A 26,439-nucleotide genomic window follows, 5' to 3' on the forward strand; every position below is an offset into this window, starting at 1 on the left:
ATTTTATAATTCTAAGTTTTTTATTTAAATAGTAGTTTTAATATTTATTATATTTTAAATTTATAATTTATATATCTACTTTTAGTACTAATTATACAACATAGGAGAAAGATGTTTAACAAAACTATTATTCATATAGATATGGATGCTTTTTTTGCAAGTTGTATGCAGCTAAAACATCCTGAATTAAAAAATAAACCTGTAGTAATTTCTAATAGTTTTGATAAATCTATTATTTCAACAGCTAGTTATGAGGCTAGAAAATATAATATTAAAGCAGCTATGCCTTTATTTAAAGCAAAAAAACTTTATCCTCAAATTATAAGTGTTAAACCAGATATGATTTTTATTAATAATATTTCATATCAAATTTGAGATTTTATAAAAAATAATTATACTAATAAAATTGAAGTTGCTTCAATTGATGAAGCTTATTTAGATGTAAGTGATTTAGTTAAAAATACAAGTGTACTTATACTAGCTAAAAATATTCAAAAAGATATTTATGATCAATTTAATCTAACTTGTTCAATTGGAATTGGGTTTAATAGATTTAGTGCTAAAATGTCAACTAGTTTAGATAAACCAAACGGAATTACTTTAACAACAACTAGTAATTTTAAAGATAGCATTTGGCCTATTTCAATTAATAAAATGTATGGTTTTGGTCAATCAGCAGCTAAACTTTTAAATAATACAAAAATTAAAACTATTAAAGATTTAGCTTTATTAAGTGATGTTGAAGTTTATCAATTATTAAATAAAAAAGGTCTAGCTTTAAAAAAAGAAGCTTTAGGTTTAGGTAGTGATTATATTAATTATTTATCAAATGATTATAAAAGTATTTCAAAAGAAACAACTTTAAATACACCAATTTATCAATATGATGAAATAGAAACTATTATTTTAAATTTATCTAAATTTATTTCATATAAATTACACAAAAATCAATTATTATGTAAAACTATTGAAATTAAAATTAGATATAAAATTGATGAAAAACTTTTTGATAAACAAAAAAACTTAGCAAGTAGACACAAACAAATTACTTTAAAAAACCATACTAATGATTTTGAAAAAATCTATAATAGTGCATTAGATTGTTTTTATAGTTTATATGAACAAAATAAAGGAATTTTGTTAATTGGAGTAGGTGTTAGCAAACTAATTCATAAAAATCAAAATTGAGTACAACTTGATATTGAAAATCAAACCAAAGTTGATAAAAATCAAATAGATAATGCTTTAAAAATAGAAAATATGATTTTTGATATTAATAAAAAATTTAAAAAACCAGTTATTTTTAAAGCTAAAGATTTAAAAAAAATCTAGCTAATAACTGGTTTAAATTAAAGGTTCATTTAAACTAACTAGTACAGTTTTTTCATCTGATGGAATATTAATTTTAATAATCATTTCAGTTTCAACTTTAAAATTAATTCACCCTAATCCAGATATTGAAATATCATATCAATTGTTTAAATGTTCTTTTGTAAATTTAAATTCATAAACTTGAATTTTTTCACTATTGTTTATATATGGAATTAAGTTTTTTCTATTATTATTTCAATATCTTATAACATTTTTAGTATTAGTTCTATGTAAATTAATTTCTTTATTTGTATAAATATGAAAACTAGTTTTTTGGTTATTTGAACTTATATAATCAAATCAACATACTCCAGAAAAGAAAATAGAATTATTATTTGTTAATTGATAAGTGAATTGTTGTATTTCTTTTTTAAAATAACAATAACTTTGAAATCTTTTATTCATTAAATTAGCAATACTGTTTTTTCTACTGACTCCAGCACTATCAAAAATAGTTGTATTTGTATCTAGTTGAATTTTAATAAAATCTAAAGTAGTATTAAAAAATTTTGAAACAACTATACTTGGAATTAATTGATTTATTTCTAGCATTTTATTAATTAAACTAGATTTACCAACATTACTTGCCCCAATAAAGTATTGTTGGTTTTTATTATTTTTAATTACTTTATTTAATAAAGGCTCAACTAAGTTGATCTTATTAGCGCTAGTTAAAAAAATCTCAACATTTTTTAAAAAACTATTTTTAAAAATATTATTAATATAATTTCTGATTTTTTCTAGTTTGATAGATTTTGGTAGTAGATCTATTTTATTAACTACTAAAATTACTTTAAAGTCTTTAATCAAATTTTCTATTTCTAAAATTCTTGACCCAAATAAATCAAAAATATCTAAAACATAATAAAAGACTAAATTATTATTTTTATTTTCTTTAATTAAAGTTGAAATTTTATTAATAAACTCTTTATCATTAATTTCACTATCAACTAGTTGATTGTAATTTTTGATTTTAAAACATCTTAAACAATAAGCGTGTTCAGAATCATTAACATAACCTTGCTCTAATTTATTTGTAGTTTGTAATAAACTTCCACAACCTAAACATGATTTCATAAAAACTCCTAATCTTTTTTAATATATTTATTATTAGTGTTTTTAAATCTAGAAAAAGCATAAATAAACTCAATAAAATATAAAATCTTTAATACATCATTAAAACAATGAGTTTTAGCTAAATTAATACTTTTATTTAATATTTTAAACTCATCTAAATCCATTTTATTTAATGAAAATAATTTTAAAGCATTGCAACAGCTTAAATAAATATCTTCAGTATCAATTAAATTATTATCATTAAAAATATCTTTAGCATAATCAATAAATTTTCTTAAACTAGGAATAGTAATTGTATTTTCTCCCATTCAACCTTTTTGAATATTTTTAGGGTTATAAAATTGTTGATTTTTATTATCTAAATTAACAAATGATAAATGATTTAATACCTGATAAATATCTAAACTATTAATTTTATATTCATTAGTAGTTTTATCTAATATAAATAAATCAGATTTTTTATTTTTTAATAAACTTTTATTTTGATTAATTCAAGATTCGATAATTTTTTTATCATTACTTTGACCTGCAAAAATAATTGTTTTTATATTTTTATTAATACACATATTAATAAAACTTTTTTTTAACAAATTATATTGTTTAAAAAAATCATAAGTTTTATCATTATAATTTCTTTTTATAGATAGTGACTTAATTGCTTTACGGTTAATTCTGTTATAAATTTCTTCTAAGTTTTTTGCAAATGAGTATTGTAAAATATAAACCAAATTTACAATCTTTTTCATTATCATTATATAAAGTTGGTTGTAATTCTTCTTTATTATGACTTTTGTTAAAAAACTCAGTATCAACAATAATCGCAGGTCAACTTATTTGTTTTAATATTTTAGTTATTTCTTTTTTATTAATATAAAAATATTGATATTTATTTAAATAATATTTTTCATTTTCAACGATAATTTTATTAAAATTCATCTTTATCATCTTTTCTATTTATAATAATATCAAAATAAGATATTTAATATATTATTAAAATACGAAAAGGCAAATATGATAAATAATATTACTGTTAAACAGTTCTTTTTTATTACAGTACAACAACATTTAATATATAGTATTTTAGAAGAAGAAACAAATATAGCTAAAAAAGAAAAAGCAAATAAGTTGAAAGTCAAGATTTATACTAAAGCTAAAGTCAAACCACTATTAGAAACTTGTAATAAAAAAACTAGAGATTTAGTTTTGACTCTTTTAGATTTAAATAATTGAGAAGAATTAAAAGAGTTTTTAAAAACTAAAAAAGAAAATTTTATAACTGAAAACAAAATAAATCCACTTGAACTTTTTAAAAGCACACCAGAGTCTAATCCAACAGAAATTGTTGAAGATTTATCTAAAATCTTAACTTTAATGACTGATATTAATGTTTATTCTTTATCTTTTAATTTAATTATTGATTTAGAAAGTTTATTTCCTAAATTAGGTGAAGATGAACTAATAAGTAACACTAGTTATGATGATATTTATTATTTATATGATAATTTATTAAATAGTCTTATAGAAAAAATAAAAGAATTACATATTAGTGGTTTTGAAGAAAATATTGATGAAATTTTAACTTTAATTAGTCAAATTCAAGAAACTAAAGACATTTCTATTAAAAAGACATTAATTGACCAGCTCTTTTCTATTTTTGAAACCAAAAAAAGCATATTTTCTGATCAATTTATTACTAGTTTTTTAGAAGGAAGTAGTAAAAAAAATTCTAGTTCTTTACAAAATCATTAAAGAATTAATTAAAATTGATTTTTTAATTGGTTTAAATCCTTTTATTTCAGAATATATGATTAAATTTAAAACTGAATAATTTTTTATTTATAACTTATAGAACTACTCTATAAGTCTTTTTATTTTATTATTTTGACTTTATTCCTTTAATTCTTGAAGAATAATATAGTGCTTCAGCAATAGTTGGATGTGTATAAACTGATCTTTGTAATTGAGTAAAAGTTAATTTTTGTTGCATAAATAAAGCAATTTGATTAATTAATATATTAGCAGTTTCTATCATCATAAAACAACCCAAAATTTGATCAGTTTGTTTGTCAATTAAAAATTTAATAAAAGAATAATCTGCAACAATTCCATCTGCATGAGCTCTTGGAAGTGCTTTTGAATTAATTATAAGTGATTCAAATTCTATTTTTTGTTCAATTAATTGTTGTTCAGTCAAACCAACTCCAGCAATTTCTGGGTTTAAATAAATTGCTCAAGGAACAAGATTTTTATAAAATTTTTCAGAGTCATTATACTTTAAAATATTTCTAGCAACAATATCACCTGTTTTATAAGCTACAGAAGATAGTAAAGTTAAACCAGTTATATCACCAATTGCATAAATATTATTAAAATTTGTTTTCATTAAGTCATCTACTAAAACAAAACCATTTTTATCTTTTTTAATATCAAGATTTTTAAATGATTCATTATTAGCTTGTCTACCAACAGCTAAAAGAATTTTTTCTGCTTGAACAAAGTTATTATCATCATAATAAACTTTATCAAGATCAATTCTTTTAATATTTACTCTATCAATAACTCTGATATTTTTTAAGTCAAAATATTGCTTAACACTTTTTTGAATATCCATATCAAATCGAGATAAAAAATCAACATTAGTTAAAATGGTAACTTCAACACCTAAAGTATTATAAAAATAAGCAAATTCTAATGAAATGGATCCATCTCCAATAATTACCATTGATTTTGGAACACTTTCTAAGTATAAAGCTTGATCTGAATTAATTAAATATCCGTTTTTTATTGATTCTTCTATTCCTTGAAAATTAATAACTTTAGATCTAGAACCAGTTGCTAAAACTAGTTTATCAAAATAAATAATTTGTTCATTTATTTTAATACTATTTTGATCTAAAACTTCTCCAAAACCTTTAAAAAATTTAACATTGTTTAAATCTAGTTGTTTTTGAATGCTACTATTAAAAAATGTCTTATTTTCTAGTCTTCTTTGTTGAATTTTTTTAATATCATATTTAATATCATTTGTAAAAACTCCATAGTTTTTTGCATTTTTAACTAATTCAAGAACTTTAGCTGATTTAATTAATGTTTTAGTAGGAATACATCCTTTATTTATACAAGTTCCACCCAAGTCTTCTTTTTCAATTAAAGCAACTTTTAGTTTATTAATACTTAAAATATTTGCTAAACTATATCCACCAGGTCCTGCTCCTAGAACAACTACATCAAATTTTTCCATAACTAACCTCTTTTTTTATTTGATAAAAATAGTTTAAAAATCTTAAACTTAAATAAATTTTAAAATAATAATTAATTAATATTAAAAGTTTTTCAGATTAAAATTTTTAAAAATCTTCAATATATTTTAAACCTTTATAAGTAATTTCTCTTCCTTTAATTGTTCTAATAATTAAATTTTCTCTTATTAAAAAAGGTTCAATATTATTTGCAATAATTAAAGGAGTTGTATTTAGTAAATGTGCAATATTATCTAATCCAATTCTTTTATTTTTAGCAATCATTTTTAAATAATTAATTTCAGTTACTGTTAAACCTAGTTCATAAATTTCTAGCTTTTCTAATACTTTTTTAATATAATGAATATCGATTTTTTTAGGATTATCACAAATGATATGATCTTTAATTCTTTTAATTAAATTAATAGCAATTCTTGGTGTTTTTCTACAAAAACTAGCTAAATATAAGTAGATATCTTGATCAAGTTTAATTTGAAACTTATTACAATATAATTCAACAATTTTACTCATATCTTCTAAATTATATTCTTGCATTGTGAAATTAATTGGAAATCTATTTAATAAAGGTATAGGCATTTTATTAATTTCAGTAGTAGCACAAACTATTGTAAATTTAGGTAAATCAATGTTTACAACTTTAGAATTATAGTCTTTACCAATAATGATATTTAGTTTATTTTCTTCTAAAACTGGATAAATAATTTCTAATATTTCTTTATTAACTGCATGAATTTCATCAATAAACAATACATCTTTTTCTTTAATACTAGTTAAAATTGAAATAATATCACTAGCTTTTTGTAAATTAGAACCATTTAAAATTCTAATATTTGTTTTTAGTTGTTTTGCTAGTAAATAAGCTAAACTAGTTTTTCCATATCCACTAGGACCATAAATAAAAATATGATCAACAACTTTATTTTGCTTTTTTGCAGATTTAATAAAAACTTTCAAATTATCTAAAATATTATTTTGTCCAATATATTCTTCTCATTTCTCAGGTCTAAACATACACTTTTGTCACCTTTAATAAATTTTAATTATTTATATAACTTAGTTTTTCTAAAACATATTTTGTTAGTTCATCTATAGTTAAATCTTCATCAATATTAATGATGATTTTATAAATATCTTTTGTTTTATAGCCTAATTTTTCTAAGCTTGTAATTACTTTATTTTTCTTTTCGCTTATTTTATTATTAAATAACTCTTTTTGAACACTATTTATAATTAGTCTTGCTGTATAACTTCCTATTCCTTTAAGTTGTAAAATTTTATCAGTCTTAGCATTTTTAAAAATATCAATTAATTCTTCATAACTGTAGTTTTCTAAAATTAAAAAAGCAGTTTTTTCTCCAATTGTATTAATATTTATTAAAATTTCAAAAAGATCTCTTACTAGTTGATTATAAAAACCATAACATTTAAAAAGATTATCAATCACATTAGTTGCTATATAAATTTTATTATTTTCACTTAATTTAAAATTTTTAAGATCTCTTTTTAAATACAAATATCTATAACCCAAATTATTTAATTCTAAATATAAAAATTTGTCATCTATTTTATGTAAAAAAGCATTGATATAATCATTCATAATATCACCTCAATATAGTATTAGAAAATTTTTTTAAATTAACTATTTTTAAAAAAGTGTATAAAAAAAGAGTCTTAATAAAGACTCTTAATTATAAATTATTAACCACTATTTGTATTTACGGTTTTGTTTTTGTTTGTAAATACGTTTTTCTTTTTTGCTTAAGTGGTATTCACGTTTTCTAGCTTCTGCTTTATTTGATGAAGCAACTTTTTGAAAGCGTTTTAATGCTTTTTCAATTGTTTCTCCATCATGAACAATAACACTTGCCATTAACTTTTTCAACTCCAATTCAATACAAAAATAATTATATCTTAACTTGATATAAAAATAAAGATTTTTAATCTTTTTCTTTGTTTTTTAGTAATTAAATAACTATTAGATTAAACTACAAAAGTATGAGCATCCTGATTGAATTAATTATTTATCATATATCCTTAAAAGCTTGACATTATATATATATATATATATATATATATATATAATGTTTCTGGCTATATAAAATTCATAAATATGTAGCTAATTAACCGGTTATTTTAGAAAGGAAACATTTATGAAAAAACTACTAACCTTGTTAGGTTCAGTTACTTTAATTGCAACTACAAGTGCTGCTGTAATTGCATGTGGTGGAACTAGAAGCGAACAAAAAACTACTGACACTAAGGAAAAAGATGATAAGGAAAAATCTAAAGAAAAAAAAGAAGAATTTAAATCAGTTCTTAGTGATAAAACAAAAGAAGAAGCCAGTAAATTGATAAATCAAATAATAGATTTAACAGATAATGGTGAAGAAGAAATGATTAAAAATAAAGATGAAATATCAAAAGATGCAGTAAAACTTTTAGATGAAATTATTGTTGAAAATAATAAAGATGTTAAAAAAACAATAGAAAACTTCAAAGAAAAACTAATTAATTTTACATCTCCTTTTTTTGTTGGTGATTTATTAGGTAATATTACAAATTCAGAAAATGAAGAAGATTCTATTTGAGTTTCTGAAATTGAAATGAATGGCAAAAAAGAAGAAATTGTTGGAATTGTTTTTAATAGTGATCCTAAAAAAGATCTAATAAAAGAATCTAATGAAATTACAAAAGAAGCAACTGAAGAAGATGATAAAAGAGTTAAAGATATAATTAGTGATTACAAAAAATATTTAGCTGAATACAAAAAAATATTTGAAGAAGAAACTGAAGAAATTTTTACTAAATTAAAAGACTTACTTACTAAAGATTTATCATCTACAACATTAAAATAAATAATAAAAATAAAGGCTTGGATAACTTCCAAGCCTTTATTGTTCTAGTATTTTTTGATAAATTTTACTTCTATAATTTCATATGGTTTATTTAAAGATTCTAATTTCAAAACAGGTGTTTCATGTCCAAAAACATCTTTTTTAAGTTTAATTCCAACAACATAATAATTTTTATCATTTCATTTAACTTGTTGATATAGTTTAACAGGCTTATTTAATTCTATAACTTTTGAAACTTCTTTATTGTTATTAGAATTTAAAACTTGTTGTTTAGTATTATTTAAATTACTAGTTATATCTTTTGATAAATACTTTTGATCTTGATTAGTTATTTGATTAGATTTAGATTCTAAAAAATCTTTTTCATTATTATGTATATTTAAATTACTTTCAGGATTTATTGTTCAAATTTTATTATTTGAAGTTTTTAAATTATGTTCATTTTTTTCTTGATTAATTTCTATTTTATTTAAATCTGTTTGATTTTGACTACAAGAGTTTTGACATTTACAATCAGTTAAATTACACTGACAATTATCTTTGCTTTTACAAACATTTTTTAATTGCTCTTCATTTTGATTACATTCATAACAACAATTATTTGTAGTTGTTTTTAAACAAGAATCATTATTTTGTTCTAATTTAATTTCTTTGTTTTTAATTTTAGTTTGTTGTTTATTATTTAGCTTATCTTTTGTATTCAAATCATCTTTATTTAATTGATTTTTTTCAATTCATAAGTATTTATCTAATTTTTCAACTTCATCATTATCAATTAATTCATTTGGTTTTTCAACTATATGTTCACTAATTAATTTTTGATCTAAACTATTTTTAATTTCTTTACTATCATCTTCAATTCAATTATCATTTGTTAAATTTTTATCTTTAATCAATTCATTAGTTAAATCTTTTTCTTCAATTCATGAATCTTTTGTTAAATCGTCTTCATCTAAACTTAGTTTGATTTCATCATCTTTTATTTGACTAGTTTTAATAACTTGATTTTCTTGTTGTTCATCTTGATAAGTTAATTTATCAAAATTAATAGTAGCTGTTCCAAATTCTTCTGGATCTAATTCAATTTCTTGTTTATCCATATTTTGATCAAGTTTTATTATTTTTTCATCTTGTTCATTTAAAAGATCATCATTTGTTTTTAGATCATTTAAACTAATTGTTGAAGTTTGATAAAAAGTACTATCATTAGTGATTAAATTAGTTAAATTAAAGTCTTTATTTACAATTTGTTCATCATTTTGATAATCATCATTTGATTTAACAATTTCATCATTTAAATTTTGATCAAAATTATTTTTTAAATCATCTAATGACGAGTAATCATAAACATGATATTTAGCTTTTTGTTTTCTAAAATATTGATCTAATCAAGTCTGATGTTTTTTTCTTTGCTGATAATCTAATAAGTTATCATCATTTTTTTTATCATTGTTATTTTGACTTTCTAAATCTTCATTTGATTCAACTTCTTCTAGTTGTTCTTGTTGATATTTATTTAAAAACTTTAAAAAAGCTTCAGATTTATTTTTATTTTTTTGATCTAGTCAAATAATGTATTTAATATACTTATCAATAGTTTGAATCATATAAGGTTCATAATCTATTAAATCAATTGCTAGCATTTCTTTAATAGTATCAAAATCAAATTTTTTAATAGAAACATAATAATCAATTTTATTAATCAAAACATCAGTTAAATATTGTTTAACTTCTTTTTTTGCCATAAATTTAATCCTACTTTTTCTTATTACATTTAATATTATAGTTTATATAAAAATATACTTGTATAAACTTAGTAAAAAATCAATATTTATTATTAAATAATTTATATAAGTAATTTTTGCTATAATTTTTAAGTTATAGAAAGTCTAGTGTTATGAAAAAAGTTCTTAGTTATTTTTTAATAATTCTAATATTTTTTACTAGCTTATTTTTTATTAATAATAAAAATCAAAACCAAGTTAATTTAACTTATAATACTCAATTTAATGATGATAATAAAACTCAAACACAAAAAGAATTTTTATGAGGTGGAAAAGCTTTAAGATACTTTTTATACAAACACTCAACTGCAAAAACTAATAAAAGTTTTAACCAATTTACAGATAATCTATTAGCCAATTTTGAAATGTTTTTTAAAGCAAAAACAAAACAAAGATATTATTCTAATTATTATATTACTGAACAGCAATCTGAAGAATTTAAACACGCAATTTTATCAAGTATTTTAGTAACTTCAGAATATGGTTCAACATCACCTGAAGAGTTTTTTGCTGAATCATTTAGTAGATATGTTTCATCTAATGAAAAACAAAAAAATCTAACTTGGTATTTATTAGAACATTTTTTTACTAAAACTTTTTATAAATTAAAACAACAAAATATTGGAATTTTAACTTCAAATGATAAAACTATAAATTGAAAAAAAATTAAAAATGTGATTGATAATGAAACTGATGTTTTTTATAAATATGAATTAGAACCTCAAACTAATTTAGATATTAGCTATGATAGGTTAACTCATTTAGATTTAGGATATACAAATTTAGGTTTTGAAAGGTTTAGAAATAGCATTCCACAATATGGTTATAATAGTGTTCAGTATGTTTATGATACTATTAATTACATTTATAATAATATTTTTACAGCTCAAATTAATAATTTAGATTTGTTAAATAAAAATAAAAACATTTTAAGTGTTACAAAATTTTTAAATTATTATAAAGAAAATATAGAGATTTTTTTAGATTATATGAAACTAAACTTGTATAAACCAAAAAATATTATTAATAAAAATAATGATCAACAATTTTTTAATAATTTTGATGAACTAGATACTTATTGAAAAGAAAAATCAAAATTTAATTTTGGAAACAATAGTGCTATTCAAATAAAGAAAAATTTTGAAAATATTTGACAAGCAATTCCTAGTCATTTAGATTCTGATTATTTTGATTTAGAAGAACTAAAAGCTAATACAGTTCATTTATTTAACACTTTACAAAAAGTTACTCATAATAATTTAGATAAGATTTTTGTTAATTTAATTTTAACTAATGATAACCAATTTAGACTTAATAATACTATTCATGATTCAAAAATTAAGGGAATAACTAGTACAAGTTTTTCAAAAAATACTAATTCATCTTCTTATAGTTATGTTTTGATTAAAGCAGATAGTTTTAATAAAACTGAAAATCAATTTCAGTATAATAGATCTTGATTTGCTTCAAACAATCGATTTCAAACATTAAATCATGAGTTTGGACATGTATTAGATAGTTTTTTAGCTTTAAACTCTTATCAAGAAAAACTTAATAAAAATACATTTTCAAGTTTAAATTTTTGAGCAAATCATCAACAAGCAAATTTATATCAAGGAAATATTGTTGTTAATAAAAATAAAAACTGAACTTTATATTTTATTTTTATTATTGGAGTTATTGGAATTAATTTAACTTTAGTTGTTTTTTATATTATATATAATAAAATCTTTAAACCAAAAAACAAAAATACTATTAGAATAAAATAATCATATGGAAAATAAAATTAATTATAAAACTTACAAATTATTAAAACATTTAGCAACAATTAGTAGTGTTGTTTTAGCAATTTGTATTTTACTAACCTTTATTCAATTTACAAAAGACAGACCTATTTTTACTAGTTTAATTCCTTTTATTAGTTTAGAAATAATTTTATTAATACTAGCATTTATTTCTTTACTAATTTATATAATTAATCGAATTAAAAAACAAAAATCTAGTAATTATAAATATGTTAAAAAAGAAATTATTTATTTATATACTAGTTTAAGTTTATATATGTTTAGTTTTATTTTAACTATTATTTACTTACTAATAGGTTTATTAGTAAATAATAGTAGTGCTATTAAAATCTCATTTTATATAATTATTATTATATTTTTTATTTGTATAATATTAAGTAGTATTTTTGAAACTTTATCAAGACTAAATGAACAAATTTTATTATATAAACAAGAATATCAAAAACAACAACAATTAAAACAACAAAATAATAATTTAAACAAACAAGTTATAATAAAAAATCAAACTAATAAAGATAATAAAACAAAAACTAAAAATAATTCGAAAAATCCTTTTATAGAAGATTAAAAAAATCGTAACTAATTTGAAGTTACGATTTTTTCTTTTTTCTTATTTTTAATTTTAAATATCAAGTTATTAATTAATAAAATAATTAAATGATTTAATGTTAATCAAATAACAAATATTATTCAAATTAATATTAAATAACCAATTTTAGAATGTCCTATATATGGTGTTGTAAAATCTAAAAATTCATAAGGATAAATAAAATTATCAATATTTTTATCTTTTAAATAAATTTGAGCTCTCATTAAAACAAAAAGTGTGTAAAAAAATGGATAAGAATAAACTCAAAATAACTCTTTTATATTTTTATAAAATCTTTTAATTTCATACTTATTATTACCTGATTCAAATAAGTAAATAAATAATAACAATAATGGAACTATAAAATGAGTAATAACAGTTGAAAAGATTTGAGTTTTTGTTAAAGAAGCAATTTGTCCTGCAATTGTATTTTTAAAACCAACAATTCCGATTCAAAAAATCATAAAATCTAATAAATTTCAATTTAAAACAATATTTCTAGTTCTTTGAGTATTAATATTTGAATTTACATTTTTATAATTAATTACAACAATTAATAAATAAATAGTTGTTATGATACTTACTTGAACTGAAAAAAAACTTAATAAAATATCATAATTAATTAATCTTTTAGGTTGAAAAGAATTAACTGATTCAAAATATCATTGTTCATTTAAAATACCATTAAAAAAAGCATTGATTAAAGTAATAGCAGATAACAACATAACAGCTAATTGAAAATATCATTTTCAATTAGTAAATCTACTATTTTTAAATTTATGTTTAATGTTAAATTTCATAATACTTATATATTAACACTTTAAAGATATGATAATTTAACAATTTAATTATTTAGTTAGAAAAAGTAATATTATAAATTTATAGAGGTAATTATGATATTAAAAAATGCCAAAATTGTTTTAGAAAATAAAATTATTAATAATGGTTATTTGATTATTAAAGATAAAAAAATAGTTGAAATTGGATCTGATTATAAAAAAAATAATGGAATTAATTTAAAAAATCAATGATTATTACCAGGATTTATAGATTGTCATGTTCATGGTGGGTATGGAGTTGATTTTGAAACTGGAAATAAAAATAGATTTAAATATTTTGCAGATAACATAATAAAAGAAGGAGTTACTAGATACATTCAAACAAGTGTAACTAATAGTGTTAAAAAAAACAACCAAATTTATAAAGAATTTGGAGAATTTATAAAATTAAATAATGGTAAAGCTAAGTGTTTAGGAGCTCATTTAGAAGGACCTTTTATTTCTAAATTTAAAAAAGGTGCTCATCAAGAAAACTTGTTATTAAATCCAGATATTAATTTAACTAAAAAATGAAATAAATTATCTAATAATAGTTTAAAAATAGTTACTTATGCTAGTGAATTAGATGATGGAACTTATACTCAATTTTTAATTAATAATCAAATTATTCCAAGTATTGGTCATTCTAATTTAAAAGCAAATCAATTTAAACAACCTTATTTATTAGGTGTTAGACATATTACTCATTTATTTAATGGAATGAGTGGAGTTGATCAACATAATCCTGGTTTAGTTGTTGCTAGTTTTAATCATAAAGATGTTTTATGTGAAATTATAAGTGATGGAATCCATTTAGATAAAGAAATTTTAAAAATGATTTACAATTTTAAAACAGCAGATAATTTATGTATTATCACTGATTCTATGAATGCTAAAGGCTTAAAAGATGGTGAATATAAATTAGGTAATTTAGAAGTTTATAAAAAAGGTATAGAAATTAGATTAAAAAATAATAATGCTTTAGCTGGAGCTGGTTCAACTTATGATCATAATGTTAGAGTTTTTCAAAAGATATGTAATATTAAAATGACTGATTTAATTAAAATGACTTCTATTAATATAGCAAAACAATTAAATATTTTTGATACTGTAGGAAGTATAGAAGTTAATAAATTAGCTGATTTAGTAATTTTAGATGATGATTTATATGTTAATAAAGTACTAGTTGAAGGTAAAATAGTTTTTAAAAATAGTAAAAATAAAAAATTATAAATATTTTTTTGATGTTATATAATAAAACTAGAAGATAGGAGAAAAAAACAAAATGAAGAAAACCGCAAACAAAGTTGTTCTTATTGGAGCAGGAGCTGTTGGAACATCATTTTTATATGCAGCAATTAATCAAGGGATTGCAGAACACTATGTATTAATTGATGCTTTTCCACAACCAGCTGAAGGAAATGCTTTAGATCTTTCAGATACACTAGCAGTTATTCCTCACTCATTTACTTCAATTAAGGCAGGAAGTTATGAAGATTGTAAAGACGCTGATGTTGTTGTAATTACAGCAGGAAGACCACAAAAACCAGGAGAAACTAGATTAGAAATGGTTGCTGGAAATGCTGAAATTATGAAAAATATTGCAACAGAAGTTAAAAAATCAGGATTTGATGGAATTACTGTAATTGCTTCTAACCCAGTTGATGTTATAACTCATGTATATCAAAAAGTAACAGGTTTTGATCCGCATAAAGTTATTGGATCTGGAACCACTTTAGATTCAGCAAGACTAAGAAGATTAGTTGGTCAAAAATTAAATGTAAAACCAGAATCAGTTCAAGCTTATGTTGCTGGAGAACATGGTGATTCTTCAGTTGCAATTTGATCTCAAGCAAATATCATGGGAAGACCTATTTTAGATTATGTAAAATGTGGTTGTTTAACTTTAGAAGATTTAGATCAAATTCAAAAAGATACTGTTGATATGGCTTATAAAATTATTAATTTAAAAAGAGCAACATTCTATGGAATTGGAGCTTGTTTAACTAAAATAGTTAATGCAGTTTTAAGAGACGAAAAAGCTACTTTAATGGTTGGTGCTCAATTAAATGGTGAATACAAAAATAAGGACTTATATACAGGAGTTCCAGCTATTATTGGATCAAATGGTTGAGAAAGAATTATTGAATGAGATTTAACTAAAGAAGAACAAGAAAAATTTGATAAATCTTGTGAAACTTTACATAAAACAATTGATTCAGTTAAACATTTATTTGAATAATACTTTAAAAATATAAGTTACTGCTTAAAAGAAATTTGACAAATTAATACCAAAATAATAAAAAGACAATAACAATAATAAAAAAATGCAGATTTTCCTCTACACCTGCATTTTTTATTTAATTATTTTTTCTTTTTAAATTTGTATATTAAATATAGCTTAAAAGATTTATTTTTAAAACTAAAAAAAGATGATTTAAATCTAACTAAGTTAGAAATCATCTTTTTTATTTATTTAATAAAAATGGTTCTAATATTTTTATAAATGAATCTCAATCTTCTTCAAATACCATATGACCAGTTTTTGGGATTCAAGTAGTAATTACATTTTTAACTTCGTCTTGATAGTATTTTAAACAAGCTTCTCTATTTACAACGCCATCTTTTTCACCAAGAATTAATAAAGTAGGTATTTTAATAGTTTTAATTGCTTGATAAATTTGTTCATGTAGTTCTTTTGAAACTAAAGTTTTTCCTAAATCAGTTAATTCTTTAGTATTATAATCATTACCTGAAAAATGTCATTTAGCTAATCGCATTCATTTAGGATCTTTAGTTAAAAATGAAGGATCATAATATAGTGAACCTAAAAAATCAGTTGTAAATTCTTCAAATGTTTTTGGAAAATAATCATGTAAAAAATTATTATTAACATCTTCACTAGCTTTATTCATAGGACAAACATAAACTATTTTTTTAAATAATTCAGGAGCTAATTGATAAGCTAGTGAAATAGTTCCTCCACCCATAGAATGACCTATTAAAGTAACATTTTTTAAATTATTATTTTTAACAAATTCAACTACTAGTTTTGCAAATTGCAATACTGAAATTTCGTGATCTTTAATTGGTTCTACTTTATTATTACCTGGAAATTGTAGTGCATAATAATTTGTTTTAGTTCAATAATTTTTAAAAATATTAAAAACATTTAGTGAAGCATTAAAACCATGACAAAAGATAACATTTTCTGTATCATTATTATTATCTTTAAATATATAGTCATAATCATAAATTATTTTTTTCATATTTAACCTATTTTTAAAAAGTTTTCTACTATTTTAATAAATTCTTCAAAGTTTTCTTCAAATACTCTATGGCCTGTTTTTTTAATTCAATATGATTCAACATTTTTTACATGTTTTTTAAAATAATCTAAACATTCATCTCTTAAAATCACACCATCTTTTTCACCAAGAATTAATAGTGTTGGAATATTAATTGAATCTAACCCTTTTTCAATTAGTTGAAAAGTTTTAGCTTTAGGTGTACCTAATTTAATGATTAAATCATTATCATACATTTTTGGATTAAAATTTTGCTTTGCTTTTTTCATTCATTCTTTATTTGAAGTTAAAAATGAAGGATCATAATATAATGAACTAAGTGTGTTATTTATATAATCATCAAATGTTTTTGGAAAATAATCAATTTTATATCTTGGATATAATGGAAGTTGAGTTTTGTTCATCGGAGTTATAAAAATTAGTTTTTTAAATAAATCAGGACGCATTTTATAAGCAATAGCTAATGTGCCTCCACCCATAGATTTACCAACAGCAACCACATTTTTAATTTGATTTTGTTCTATAAAATCAATTAATAATTGAGCAAAACCTTCAACACTTACTTTATGATCTTTAACTGGTTTTACTAATTGAGATCCTGGAAATTGAATTGAATAATAATTTGTTTTAGTTCAATATTTTTCAAAGATTTCAAAAGCTTTATATGATGAGTTAAACCCATGAACATAAATAATGTTTAGATCAGAATTATTATTGTCTTTAAAAACATAGTCATAGTCATATATTAGTTTTTTCATACTAATTAGTTTTGTTTAAAAAGTTTTCAACTATTTTAATAAATTCATTAAAGTTTTCTTGAAAAACCATATGACCAGTTTTTTTCATTCAATGCATTTCAACATTTTTTACATGCTGTTTAAAATAATCTAAACATTCATCTCTTAAAATTACACCATCTTTTTCACCAAGAATTAATAAACTTGGTATTTTAATAGCATCTAGTCCTTGTTCTATTAATTCAAAAGTACGATCTTTTGGTTGACCTAGTTCAACAATAACTTCATTATTATAAACATAAGGATCAAATTCTTGTTTTGCTTTTTTCATTCATTCTTCATTTGAAGTTAAAATTGATGGATCATAATATAAAGATGAAAGAGTATTTGTTATATATTCATCAAATGTTTTTGGAAAATAATCAATTTTATATCTTTCATATAGCGCACGTTGTGGTTTATTCATCGGAGTTATAAAAATTAGTTTTTTAAATAAATCAGGACGCATTTTATAAGCAATACTAATAACTCCTCCACCCATAGAATGTCCAATAGCAACCACATTTTTAATTTGATTTTGTTCTATAAAATCAATTAATAATTGAGCAAAACCTTCAACACTTACTTTATGATCTTTAACTGCTTTTACTAGATTTGATCCTGGAAATTGTAGTGCATAATAATTTGATCTTGTTCAATATTTTTCAAATATTTCAAAAGTTCTTGGTGAAGAATTATACCCATGAACAAAAATAATACTTTCATTATCATTATTATTATTTTTAAATACGTAATTATAATCATAAATTAGATTCATATCATTCTCCTAATATAGTTCTAAAAACATTTTATTACATCATATTAGTTTTTTGTTAATTCTAAAGAAAATATGTTTTTATTTTCACATTTTAAAAATAGTTTGTTATTTGTAAATAAAAATAAGTTTAAAATTAAAATGATAATTTATATAAAATATAAATTGGAGTTTATATATGAAAGGTTAATATGAAAAAAGTTATTAAATATTTAGTTATTGAAAAAATAGATAATAAAAATGAATATTATTTAAGAATGACTTCAGAAATGCAAGATGATATTGGTACAGTTTCTTATTTACAATTTAAAAATACAGATAAAAAACACTTAAAAGAAGATGATATCTTTTTAGCTTTAGAAGCTTCAAAAGCTATTTTAAATTTAAAAATGCCACTTGATGCAACTGTAGTTAAATGAAATCAAAAAGCTTTAGAAAACCCTAAATTAATTAGTTCTCATGATGATAATGAAAACTGAATTATGGTTTTAAGTGATATTGATGAAAACAAATTTATGAGTTTAGAAGATTTTTAAAATGAATGCAAATCTTAATATAGATCAACTTGATAATTTAATTAATCAAAATGATGGTTTAATAATTGCTATTGGGTCTGAAATTTATCAAACTGATAAACAAATTGAATTTGAAAATAATTTTAGTGATTTTATAAAAGAATTTAATTTTATAGATTTTAAGCAAGCTAGTGTTTATCCATTTTCAGATATTAAAAACTATTGAGCATTTTTTTCAAGATATATTAAGTTAAATTATTTTGATCAAAAACTAGATAATAGTTTTATTGATTTAAAAAACTATTTAGAAAATAAAAATTATTTTATTATTACAACAAATCGTGATCAAAGTTTAGAACTAGCTGGTTTTGATTTAAATAAAATTTTTTATTTAGATAGTAAATTAAATTTATTAGAATGTTCTAAAAAATGTAGTGATGAACTTTATATTAATGATGATGCTATTTTAAATATGGCAAATAATCAAAAAGATTTAAAAGTTGATTTAGATCAAATTCCACGTTGTAAAAAATGCAATAGTTTTTTAAAAGTTTATCAACGTTATTGATGTCAAGTGTTTATTAAAGATGATAAATTTTTACAAACTCAAAATAATTACGAACAATTTATTAATCAAAATAAAGATAAAAAAATGTTATTTTGAGAAATTGGTATTAATTTTAATAACCAATTAACTGTTAAAAAACCTTTTTGACAAATGGTTGAACAATTTAATAAAGCAACTTATTTAGCTATGAATAAAAAGATTTATCGTATTCCTTTAGAAATTAGATCTAAATCAATTACATATACAAATGATCTTAATTTAGCAATTAAAAATTTAGAAGAGGTAAAAAATGGTACTAATAGAACCAATTAGAAATGGTAAATATATAAAAGATGGTGCTTATTGATTAGCTATTCAAATTTGAGCAGCTAGTAATTTAAAAATAGATGATACTATTGTTTTTCCAAGTATTGCTGATCCTCATATTCAAATGGGATATTTTCAAAACCCAGAAGTTGAAGTAAACTTTAAATATTTAAAAGAAAAAAACTTAGAAATAGTTAGAAGAGCTACTGGTGGAGGAACAATTTATATTGATTCAAATTCAGTTAATATTTGTTATTTAATTCCATATAAAAAAGGTACTGAAATTTTAGGAAATTATGCTAAGTTTTATGAACCAACTATTAAAATTTTAAAAGAACTAGGGGCTAAAAATATTACTCAATCAGGTAAAAACGATTTAACTATTGATGGTAAAAAAGTTTCTGGTGCTGCTATGATGTTATTAGATGATGTTATTTATGGTGGAAATTCATTACTTTATAATGTTGATTATGATGCAATGAGTCAAGTATTAAATCCAAACCGTAAAAAAATTGAAGCTAAAGGTGTTAAGTCAGTTTCTCAAAGAGTTGCAGCTTTAAGTCAATATTTAGATGAACCTTATAGAAATTTAGACATATTTGAATTTAAGGACTTAATGATTAAAAAAATCTTTAATGTTGATGATTTAAAAAATGTTAATCGTTATATAATGACTGATAAAGATTGAGAGCAAGTTGATGAATTAATTAAAACTAGATATAAAAACTGAGAATGAACTTATGGTTTAAGTCCTAGATATGAATATAACCGTGATGCTAGATTAGCAATTGGTACTATTAACTTTTCATTAGCTATTGAAAATCAAAGAATTGAAAAAATTAAAATTAGTGGTGATTTTTTTGCTAAAAAAGATTTATTAGAACTAGAAAAAGCATTAATAGGAACTAAAATGACTCATGAAGATTTATTAAAAGCATTTAGTGATGCTGATCTTCAAAGTTACTTCTTTAATGAAATAAAACCAGAAGAAGTTGTAAAAATCATTTTAGATGAAGAATAATGAATAAATATCAAAAATTATTTGAACCATTTGAAATAAATGGATTTAAATTAGAAAATCGTTTTGTACTTTCACCAATGACTTTAAGTTTAGCTACTTTAGATGGAAAAATTACAGACAAAGAAGCTGATTATGTTAAAAGAAGAGCTCATTCAGCACCACTTCAAATCACTGGAGGAGTTTATTTTGATGAATTTGGACAGTTATTTGAATATGGAATTAGTGCAAAAAGTGATGATGATATACCTAGTTTAACTAGTTTATATCAAGCAATGAAAACTGATTCTAATTGTGTTATTTTACAATTAGCTCATGCTGGGAAATTTTCAAAAACTTCATTAAAAAAATATGGTTATTTATATGGACCATCTTATGAAAAAAATCATACTCCAATTGAACATGAAGTTTTAGAACTACCAAAAGAAAAAATTAAACAAATTATTCAAGACTATAAAGATGCGACTTTAAGAGTAATCAAAGCAGGATTTAATGGTGTTGAAATTTCAATGGCTCAACGTTTATTAATGCAAACTTTTTTTAGTCAAATAATAAATAAAAGAACAGATGAATACTCAACAACAACATTTGAAAACAGATCTAGATTTTGTTTAGAAGTAGTTAAAGCTATAAGAGAAGTTATTGATAAACATGCTCCAAAAAACTTTATTTTTGGATTTAGAGCAACTCCTGAAGAAACTTATGGAGATATTTTAGGATATACAATTGAAGATTTTATTCAGCTTGTAGATAAAATTATTGAGATTGGAAAAATCTCATATTTAGCGATTGCTAGCTGAGGTCATGATATTTATTTAAATAAAGTAAGATCAAATACTAAATATAAAAATCAATTAGTTAATAAAGTAATTTATGATGTTTATAAAAATAAATTACCTGTTATTTCATCTGGTGGAATTAATACACCAGATAAATGTCTAGAAGCTTTAAAATATTCTGATTTAGTTGGATTGAGTTCAGTATTTGTAGCTGATCCTGAATTTGTTTTAAAAATTAAAAATGATCAAATTGATCAAATTAATTTATCAGTTAAACATGATCAATTAAAAGATTTAAAAATTCCTGAATCTTCATTTCAAGATGTAGTTAATATGTTTAGTTTTTGTGAAACTATTCCAAGTGAAACTATTAAAATATTTGAAAATAATTCAAAAGAGTAAACAGATAATAAAAACCTCTACTTATTCAAAAAGTAGAGGTTTTCCTTTTTATTATTTATTCTTTTTCTTTTTAATTAATATAACAACTGAACTTATTGCTAGAATCGCTAATATAGAAACAGCACTAACAGCTGCAAAAGCAGTTTTATTATTTACATTTTTAGTTTGTGTCTTATTATCTGGTTTTGCTTGATTATCAGGTTTATTTTCTGGAGTTTTAGGTTGATCTGGTTTTTTGTTTTCAGTTGGTTGAATTGGTTTTGATTCAGGTTTTTTATTATCAGTTGGTTGAATTGGCTTGTTTGGAGTTATTGGTTTAGTTGAATCAGTTGGCTTTGGATCAACTGGTTTTACAGGTTGATCTGGCTTATCTGGTTTAACTGGATCAACTGGTTTATGTGGAGTTGGAACTGGTTGAGGTTGTGGAACTGGAGTTGGTTGAACTGGATTAGGAGTAGGAGTTGGTTCAACTGGAGCTGGTTTTGGTTGAGGTTGAGGAACTGGAGCTGGTTGAGCTGGAGTATTTGAAGAGCTATCTGGTTTTCATTCTGCTTTTCAAGATGTAGCATTTAAATCATAAGATTCAGTATCTATATTTTTATTATTACCTAGGTGTTTAAAACTTCATTTAGATAAGTCTTGATTAAATGCTGAAGCATTTTCAAACATATTATTAAAGTACCTAACATTTTTAATATCAAAATTACTAATGTTATTATTAAATACTTTAGCATTCTTAAACATCTTACTCATGTTTTTTACATTTGAAGTGTTTCATTTAGATAATTCGTTATTAAATTTAGCAGCTCCGCTAAACATACCTTCCATATCAGTTACTTTAGACACATCTCAAGTCTTTTTACTTGAATTATCTTTAGTATTGATATTTTGATTAAAGTTTATAGCATCACTAAACATATATGACATATCTTTAACTTTAGAAGTGTCTCAGTTTGAAATATCTTTATTAAATGAAGTAGCACCTTTAAACATTCTACTCATTGACTCAACATTTCTAGTATCTCAGCTTGAAATATCACCATTGAACTTGGTTGTTAATTCAAACATACCTTCCATATTTGAAACACTAGTTATATCTCAATCCTTTAGATCTTGATTAAATGTTGAAGCATTTTTAAACATATCTTTCATATTTTTAGCACTAGATACATCTCATTTTGAAATGTCTTGATCAAATTTTATTGCTCCTTCAAACATATGAGACATATCAATTGCTTTTTTAGGTTTTCATTTTGATAATTCATTATTAAATGAAGTTGTGTCTTTAAACATCCAACTCATATCAGTAACATTTTCAACATTTCACTTATTTAAATTTTGATTAAACTTAGTTGCTCCTAAAAACATTGAATTCATGTTTTTGACATTATTAACTTTTCAACTACTTAAATCTTGATCAAATGCTGTAGCGTTTAAAAACATCGAACTCATATCAGTTACATTATCAACTTTATTAAAAATTTTTGAGTTAAATTCTTTAGCATTTAAAAACATTTTACTCATGTTTTTTACATTAGAAGTATTTCAATCAGAAAGATCCTGATTGAATTTAGCAGCTCCTAAAAACATTCCTGATGTATCTTCAATATTTGACATATCTCATTTTTTAATTTTTTCATCATTAAATTGGTTTGAAGATGCAAATAATTCTTTTGTTGAAGTAATTTCTTTTGGCAAATGATCTGGAACTATTTTTACATCTTTTGGTAGCTTAATAGCTTGAATTTGTTCTCCATCATCATAATAACCTAGTTCATAAACTTCAAAATCTTTATCATTTCAATATGAAATATCTCATTCATTTTCTTTAGAAGAAGCACGTCAACCATTAGTTTTTCCTTTAAATTCAACTGCTTTTTAAGCTCTTTTAACTGATCCTAGTTCTAGTTTAATTGTTTGATTATCTAATAAAATATCTAATGATTGAGGTTCTATTTTAATTCTTGTATCAATTGTTCTATCAGTTGAATCAAATCTAAATCTTTTATTTTCTAAAGAACTATCGGCTAATTTAATAGATACAGATTTTAGGTTATTATCTTGGTTTAATTTTTCTTGAAGTTCTTTAAAAATGTCTTTGTATTTTTGAGCGCTATTTAATTTATTCTTAAAATCTTTATTTCAAATATCTTTAATTTTAGTCTCCATTTCATTATTATTTTCAGCATAATAATTAGCATTAATATTTGAAACTTTATTTATTAAAAAACTACTACTAGTTGGTATAACTAGTAAAGCTGATACAGTTAATAAAGCTAGCAACTTTTTCATATAAAACCTCATTATAAATTAATACATATCTAAAATAATTTTATGAAATGATCATATTATTAGAATATTGTCAATATGTAATTTAAAAAAAATGTTGTATATACTAAAAAAAAGTTAAACTTTAAAAGATTTTCATGAATTAAAAAATAAAAAAAGTTAGTTTTAGATAACTAACTTTTTAAAGAATCATTACTTGGTATATTATTTTTTAACTATTTGTTCGAATTGTTTAATTAATGTGTCAGCTTCTGTTGTGCTATTACCGTCAATATTAGTTTGATTAATTAGTGATTTAGAAATATTTCCAGTTATTTCAGCTGTTCTATCATCTGTAACAACAGCTCTGGCAGTAACCTTACCAGTTTCTAATTTTACAAGTGATTTTAAAGATAATAATGAAGATCTTAACATATTTAAAGTAAAGTAACTAGGTTCATTTATAAGATCATTTTTATCTTTTAATTGTGCTTCTAGTTTTTTTACTAATTCTTCAAGAGTTTTAACTGTAGTTTCATTTACAACTGTTTTTAATGGCATTATATATCCAGAAGTTTTTGCTAATGTTAATCAATTATCTTCTTCAGAATCGTTAATCTTATTTTTACCTGTATAAATTCATTTTAGGAATTTCTTAGTTCCGTTATTTAATTTTTCATTACCTACATTAATTGGAATAATGCTTGAACCACCTTCATGGAAAATACCAATATTATTAGTTGTAGAATTAGTATTATTTGAACTACCATTACTTTGTTTTGTTATTGTTGGAGTGATTTGAGAATCCATAAATACATCGGCTTCTTTTGCGTTAACAACACTAAAGTTAGGATCATTTAGAATGTCTTTACTAAAGTAAGGATGATTTTTTGTAAGAGAACTAACTTTATTTTGATGAGCACCAACTGAAGCAGCTAAACTAAAAGCACTTTGGAATCTAAAAATATTTCATGATCCCCATTCTTTATCTAAATTAGCCATAAATTTCATTGATTGAAAGACTTTTTTATTTTTTTCACCTTTTGTCTTATCTTCTTTTCTTTTAATAGAATCTTTTCATTCTCCTCAAAGTTTCTTAAACTCTTCCTTTGTTTTATCATCGTTTATTATATTATATTTAACATTATGAGATGGTTTGTTGTTGCTTGTAATATTTTCTAATTCAAAAACAGGTTTTTCAATTCTAGAATGTAATTCCTTGTAGAATTCATCTTCTTGATAGTCTATTGAAAATACTTCACCTGAAATAGTATCTTCTTTGATTTTATCTTTATCAATTTCAACACCGTTTACAAAATTAGCGGCTAGTTCTCTAAGTGATTTAATAGATTTAAAGGTTTCTTCAGTTACATTAATTTTGCTTAAAGAACCACCATTTCCGTTTGAGCCAGAAGTGCTATTCAAACCATTTGTTTTTACTTTTAATGCACTTCATATACTTTTGTCTGGTATTTTATTACCTTTATTACTTTTTTTAGATTCTTCAGCCTTTTTATAAATATCAAGTTTATCGTCTACTTTTCCTCCACCTTTTTTAATTAAATCAAACATTTTTTTCATTAATTTTAGATTGTAGTGAACTGAATCAGTATCAGCATTATCAAATGGAATATTAAATAATTTGTCAGTTTGACCTTGACCAGCTAAAACAGAGTGAAGATCAGCAATTTTACTACTAAATAAACTTTTATTAATACCTTGATCAAAAACGTCTAATAATCTTTGGTCTTGATTAATAACATAAGCTCCAGATTGAGCTCCTAAAATAATGTTTGGTAATGCTTTTGTGTTACCAGTTTCCATATCTTCTTTAACTTTTTTAATTAATTGAAATTCTCCATAAATGCTATGTGTTTCAACATCTGGATCATTTTTTTTATTATCTGCAAAGCTAAATTTAACAGGAACAAAACCTTTTTCATTTTTAAATGTTTCATTATAGTATTTAACCATAGGTTTTAAAGATAAGGCTAAAGGTCAACCTGAACCTTGAGCTAATGAAAATAAAACTCTATCTGATTTAGTGGTTGTACACGCAATAGCAGCAAATGGAGCAGTCATAGTTAAAGCCATAGCTGATAATCCAAGTAATTTTTTTCTCATTTTTTTATTTTCCTTGTTTTATTTTTTTCTTTTTTTCTAAT

Annotated in this window: 24 protein-coding genes and 1 pseudogene; 11 read left to right on the forward strand and 14 right to left on the reverse strand. The window is 22.0% G+C overall.

The genetic code is table 4. The features are described 5' to 3' along the window. Positions 1-111 precede the first annotated feature (111 nt). Positions 112-1,332: a Y-family DNA polymerase gene (locus MSB_RS02135; RefSeq protein WP_013447730.1), complete on the forward strand. Its 1,221-nt coding sequence runs from the start codon at positions 112-114 to the stop codon at positions 1,330-1,332. A gap of 12 nt (positions 1,333-1,344) precedes the next feature. Here the strand turns inward: MSB_RS02135 and yqeH are convergent, their stop codons facing one another. Together yqeH and MSB_RS02145 are read right to left on the reverse strand one after the other, a co-directional pair. Next, a complete protein-coding gene (gene yqeH / locus MSB_RS02140; RefSeq protein ID WP_013447731.1) occupies positions 1,345-2,448 on the reverse strand; it encodes a ribosome biogenesis GTPase YqeH in 1,104 nt (367 codons plus the stop codon). 8 nt (positions 2,449-2,456) lie between these two features. Beyond that, a pseudogene (locus tag MSB_RS02145) lies at positions 2,457-3,384 on the reverse strand (hypothetical protein). A 75-nt stretch (positions 3,385-3,459) separates the two neighbouring features. Here MSB_RS02145 and MSB_RS02155 point away from each other — a divergent pair. After that, on the forward strand, positions 3,460-4,197 hold the full coding sequence (locus MSB_RS02155) for a hypothetical protein (protein WP_013447734.1): 738 nt from the start codon (positions 3,460-3,462) through the stop codon (positions 4,195-4,197). Positions 4,198-4,324: 127 nt separating this feature from the next. Here MSB_RS02155 and MSB_RS02160 read toward each other — a convergent pair whose 3' ends face one another. The 4 genes from MSB_RS02160 to rpsU form a co-directional block, all read right to left on the reverse strand. Next, positions 4,325-5,689 carry a dihydrolipoyl dehydrogenase gene (locus MSB_RS02160; protein WP_013447735.1) on the reverse strand — a complete coding sequence of 455 codons (1,365 nt, stop codon included), beginning with the start codon at positions 5,687-5,689 and terminating at the stop codon, positions 4,325-4,327. A 106-nt stretch (positions 5,690-5,795) separates the two neighbouring features. Further along, entirely contained in the window at positions 5,796-6,719 is a 924-nt protein-coding gene (gene ruvB, locus MSB_RS02165) for a Holliday junction branch migration DNA helicase RuvB (RefSeq protein WP_013447736.1), read from the reverse strand. 25 nt (positions 6,720-6,744) lie between these two features. Continuing rightward, complete coding sequence (ruvA, locus tag MSB_RS02170) at positions 6,745-7,305, reverse strand: Holliday junction branch migration protein RuvA (RefSeq protein WP_013447737.1); 561 nt, start codon at positions 7,303-7,305, stop codon at positions 6,745-6,747. A 108-nt stretch (positions 7,306-7,413) separates the two neighbouring features. Then, positions 7,414-7,578, reverse strand: a complete 165-nt coding sequence (gene rpsU, locus MSB_RS02175; protein WP_008362785.1) for a 30S ribosomal protein S21 — start codon at positions 7,576-7,578, stop codon at positions 7,414-7,416. 280 nt (positions 7,579-7,858) lie between these two features. Here rpsU and MSB_RS02180 point away from each other — a divergent pair, with 280 nt between their 5' ends. Continuing rightward, complete coding sequence (locus MSB_RS02180; protein ID WP_013447738.1) at positions 7,859-8,563, forward strand: lipoprotein; 705 nt, start codon at positions 7,859-7,861, stop codon at positions 8,561-8,563. A 44-nt stretch (positions 8,564-8,607) separates the two neighbouring features. Here the strand turns inward: MSB_RS02180 and MSB_RS02185 are convergent, their stop codons facing one another. Next, entirely contained in the window at positions 8,608-10,308 is a 1,701-nt protein-coding gene (locus MSB_RS02185) for a hypothetical protein (protein ID WP_013447739.1), read from the reverse strand. A 152-nt stretch (positions 10,309-10,460) separates the two neighbouring features. Here MSB_RS02185 and MSB_RS02190 point away from each other — a divergent pair, with 152 nt between their 5' ends. Further along, a complete protein-coding gene (locus MSB_RS02190; protein ID WP_013447740.1) occupies positions 10,461-12,116 on the forward strand; it encodes a hypothetical protein in 1,656 nt (551 codons plus the stop codon). Between the two features lie 4 nt (positions 12,117-12,120). Continuing rightward, entirely contained in the window at positions 12,121-12,720 is a 600-nt protein-coding gene (locus MSB_RS02195; RefSeq protein WP_013447741.1) for an MFS transporter, read from the forward strand. 11 nt (positions 12,721-12,731) lie between these two features. On the opposite strand, the gene MSB_RS02200 is transcribed toward MSB_RS02195, so the two are convergent. Beyond that, entirely contained in the window at positions 12,732-13,541 is an 810-nt protein-coding gene (locus MSB_RS02200) for a hypothetical protein (protein WP_013447742.1), read from the reverse strand. A 93-nt stretch (positions 13,542-13,634) separates the two neighbouring features. On the opposite strand from MSB_RS02200, the gene nagA reads away from it, so the two are divergent. Then, positions 13,635-14,792: an N-acetylglucosamine-6-phosphate deacetylase gene (nagA, locus tag MSB_RS02205; protein WP_013447743.1), complete on the forward strand. Its 1,158-nt coding sequence runs from the start codon at positions 13,635-13,637 to the stop codon at positions 14,790-14,792. 52 nt (positions 14,793-14,844) lie between these two features. After that, complete coding sequence (locus tag MSB_RS02210; protein WP_013447744.1) at positions 14,845-15,801, forward strand: L-lactate dehydrogenase; 957 nt, start codon at positions 14,845-14,847, stop codon at positions 15,799-15,801. Positions 15,802-16,027: 226 nt separating this feature from the next. On the opposite strand, the gene MSB_RS02215 is transcribed toward MSB_RS02210, so the two are convergent. From MSB_RS02215 to MSB_RS02225, 3 genes are read right to left on the reverse strand one after another with little or no spacing between them, the layout of a single operon-like run. Next, the gene (locus tag MSB_RS02215; protein ID WP_013447745.1) at positions 16,028-16,828 is read right to left on the reverse strand and encodes an alpha/beta fold hydrolase; all 801 of its coding nucleotides are present in this window, start codon (positions 16,826-16,828) and stop codon (positions 16,028-16,030) included. A gap of 2 nt (positions 16,829-16,830) precedes the next feature. Then, a complete protein-coding gene (locus MSB_RS02220) occupies positions 16,831-17,625 on the reverse strand; it encodes an alpha/beta fold hydrolase (RefSeq protein ID WP_013447746.1) in 795 nt (264 codons plus the stop codon). A 1-nt stretch (position 17,626) separates the two neighbouring features. Continuing rightward, positions 17,627-18,421, reverse strand: coding sequence for an alpha/beta fold hydrolase (locus MSB_RS02225; protein ID WP_013447747.1), 795 nt, complete (start codon positions 18,419-18,421; stop codon positions 17,627-17,629). A gap of 188 nt (positions 18,422-18,609) precedes the next feature. Here MSB_RS02225 and MSB_RS02230 point away from each other — a divergent pair, with 188 nt between their 5' ends. From MSB_RS02230 to MSB_RS02245, 4 genes are read left to right on the forward strand one after another with little or no spacing between them, the layout of a single operon-like run. Then, on the forward strand, positions 18,610-18,954 hold the full coding sequence (locus MSB_RS02230; protein WP_013447748.1) for a glycine cleavage system protein H: 345 nt from the start codon (positions 18,610-18,612) through the stop codon (positions 18,952-18,954). Between the two features lies 1 nt (position 18,955). Then, positions 18,956-19,813, forward strand: coding sequence for a deacetylase SIR2 (locus tag MSB_RS02235; protein ID WP_013447749.1), 858 nt, complete (start codon positions 18,956-18,958; stop codon positions 19,811-19,813). Then, positions 19,791-20,828, forward strand: coding sequence for a lipoate--protein ligase (locus tag MSB_RS02240; RefSeq protein ID WP_013447750.1), 1,038 nt, complete (start codon positions 19,791-19,793; stop codon positions 20,826-20,828). Before MSB_RS02235 ends, MSB_RS02240 begins: the two co-directional genes overlap by 23 nt. Next, on the forward strand, positions 20,828-22,006 hold the full coding sequence (locus MSB_RS02245) for an NADH-dependent flavin oxidoreductase (RefSeq protein WP_013447751.1): 1,179 nt from the start codon (positions 20,828-20,830) through the stop codon (positions 22,004-22,006). Before MSB_RS02240 ends, MSB_RS02245 begins: the two co-directional genes overlap by 1 nt. A 51-nt stretch (positions 22,007-22,057) precedes the next feature. Here the strand turns inward: MSB_RS02245 and MSB_RS02250 are convergent, their stop codons facing one another. The 3 genes from MSB_RS02250 to MSB_RS02260 all read right to left on the reverse strand — a co-directional run bounded on the left by MSB_RS02250 (position 22,058) and on the right by MSB_RS02260 (position 26,398). After that, positions 22,058-23,704, reverse strand: a complete 1,647-nt coding sequence (locus tag MSB_RS02250) for a BspA family leucine-rich repeat surface protein (protein ID WP_013447752.1) — start codon at positions 23,702-23,704, stop codon at positions 22,058-22,060. A 180-nt stretch (positions 23,705-23,884) separates the two neighbouring features. After that, positions 23,885-24,298 carry a hypothetical protein gene (locus tag MSB_RS02255; RefSeq protein WP_013447753.1) on the reverse strand — a complete coding sequence of 138 codons (414 nt, stop codon included), beginning with the start codon at positions 24,296-24,298 and terminating at the stop codon, positions 23,885-23,887. A gap of 201 nt (positions 24,299-24,499) precedes the next feature. After that, positions 24,500-26,398 (reverse strand): P68 family surface lipoprotein, encoded by a 1,899-nt coding sequence (locus MSB_RS02260; RefSeq protein WP_013447754.1) that lies wholly within the window; start codon positions 26,396-26,398, stop codon positions 24,500-24,502. Positions 26,399-26,439 lie beyond the last annotated feature (41 nt).

The organism is Mycoplasma leachii PG50 (genome assembly GCF_000183365.1).
GTDB lineage: Bacteria > Bacillota_I > Bacilli_A > Mycoplasmatales > Mycoplasmataceae > Mycoplasma > Mycoplasma leachii.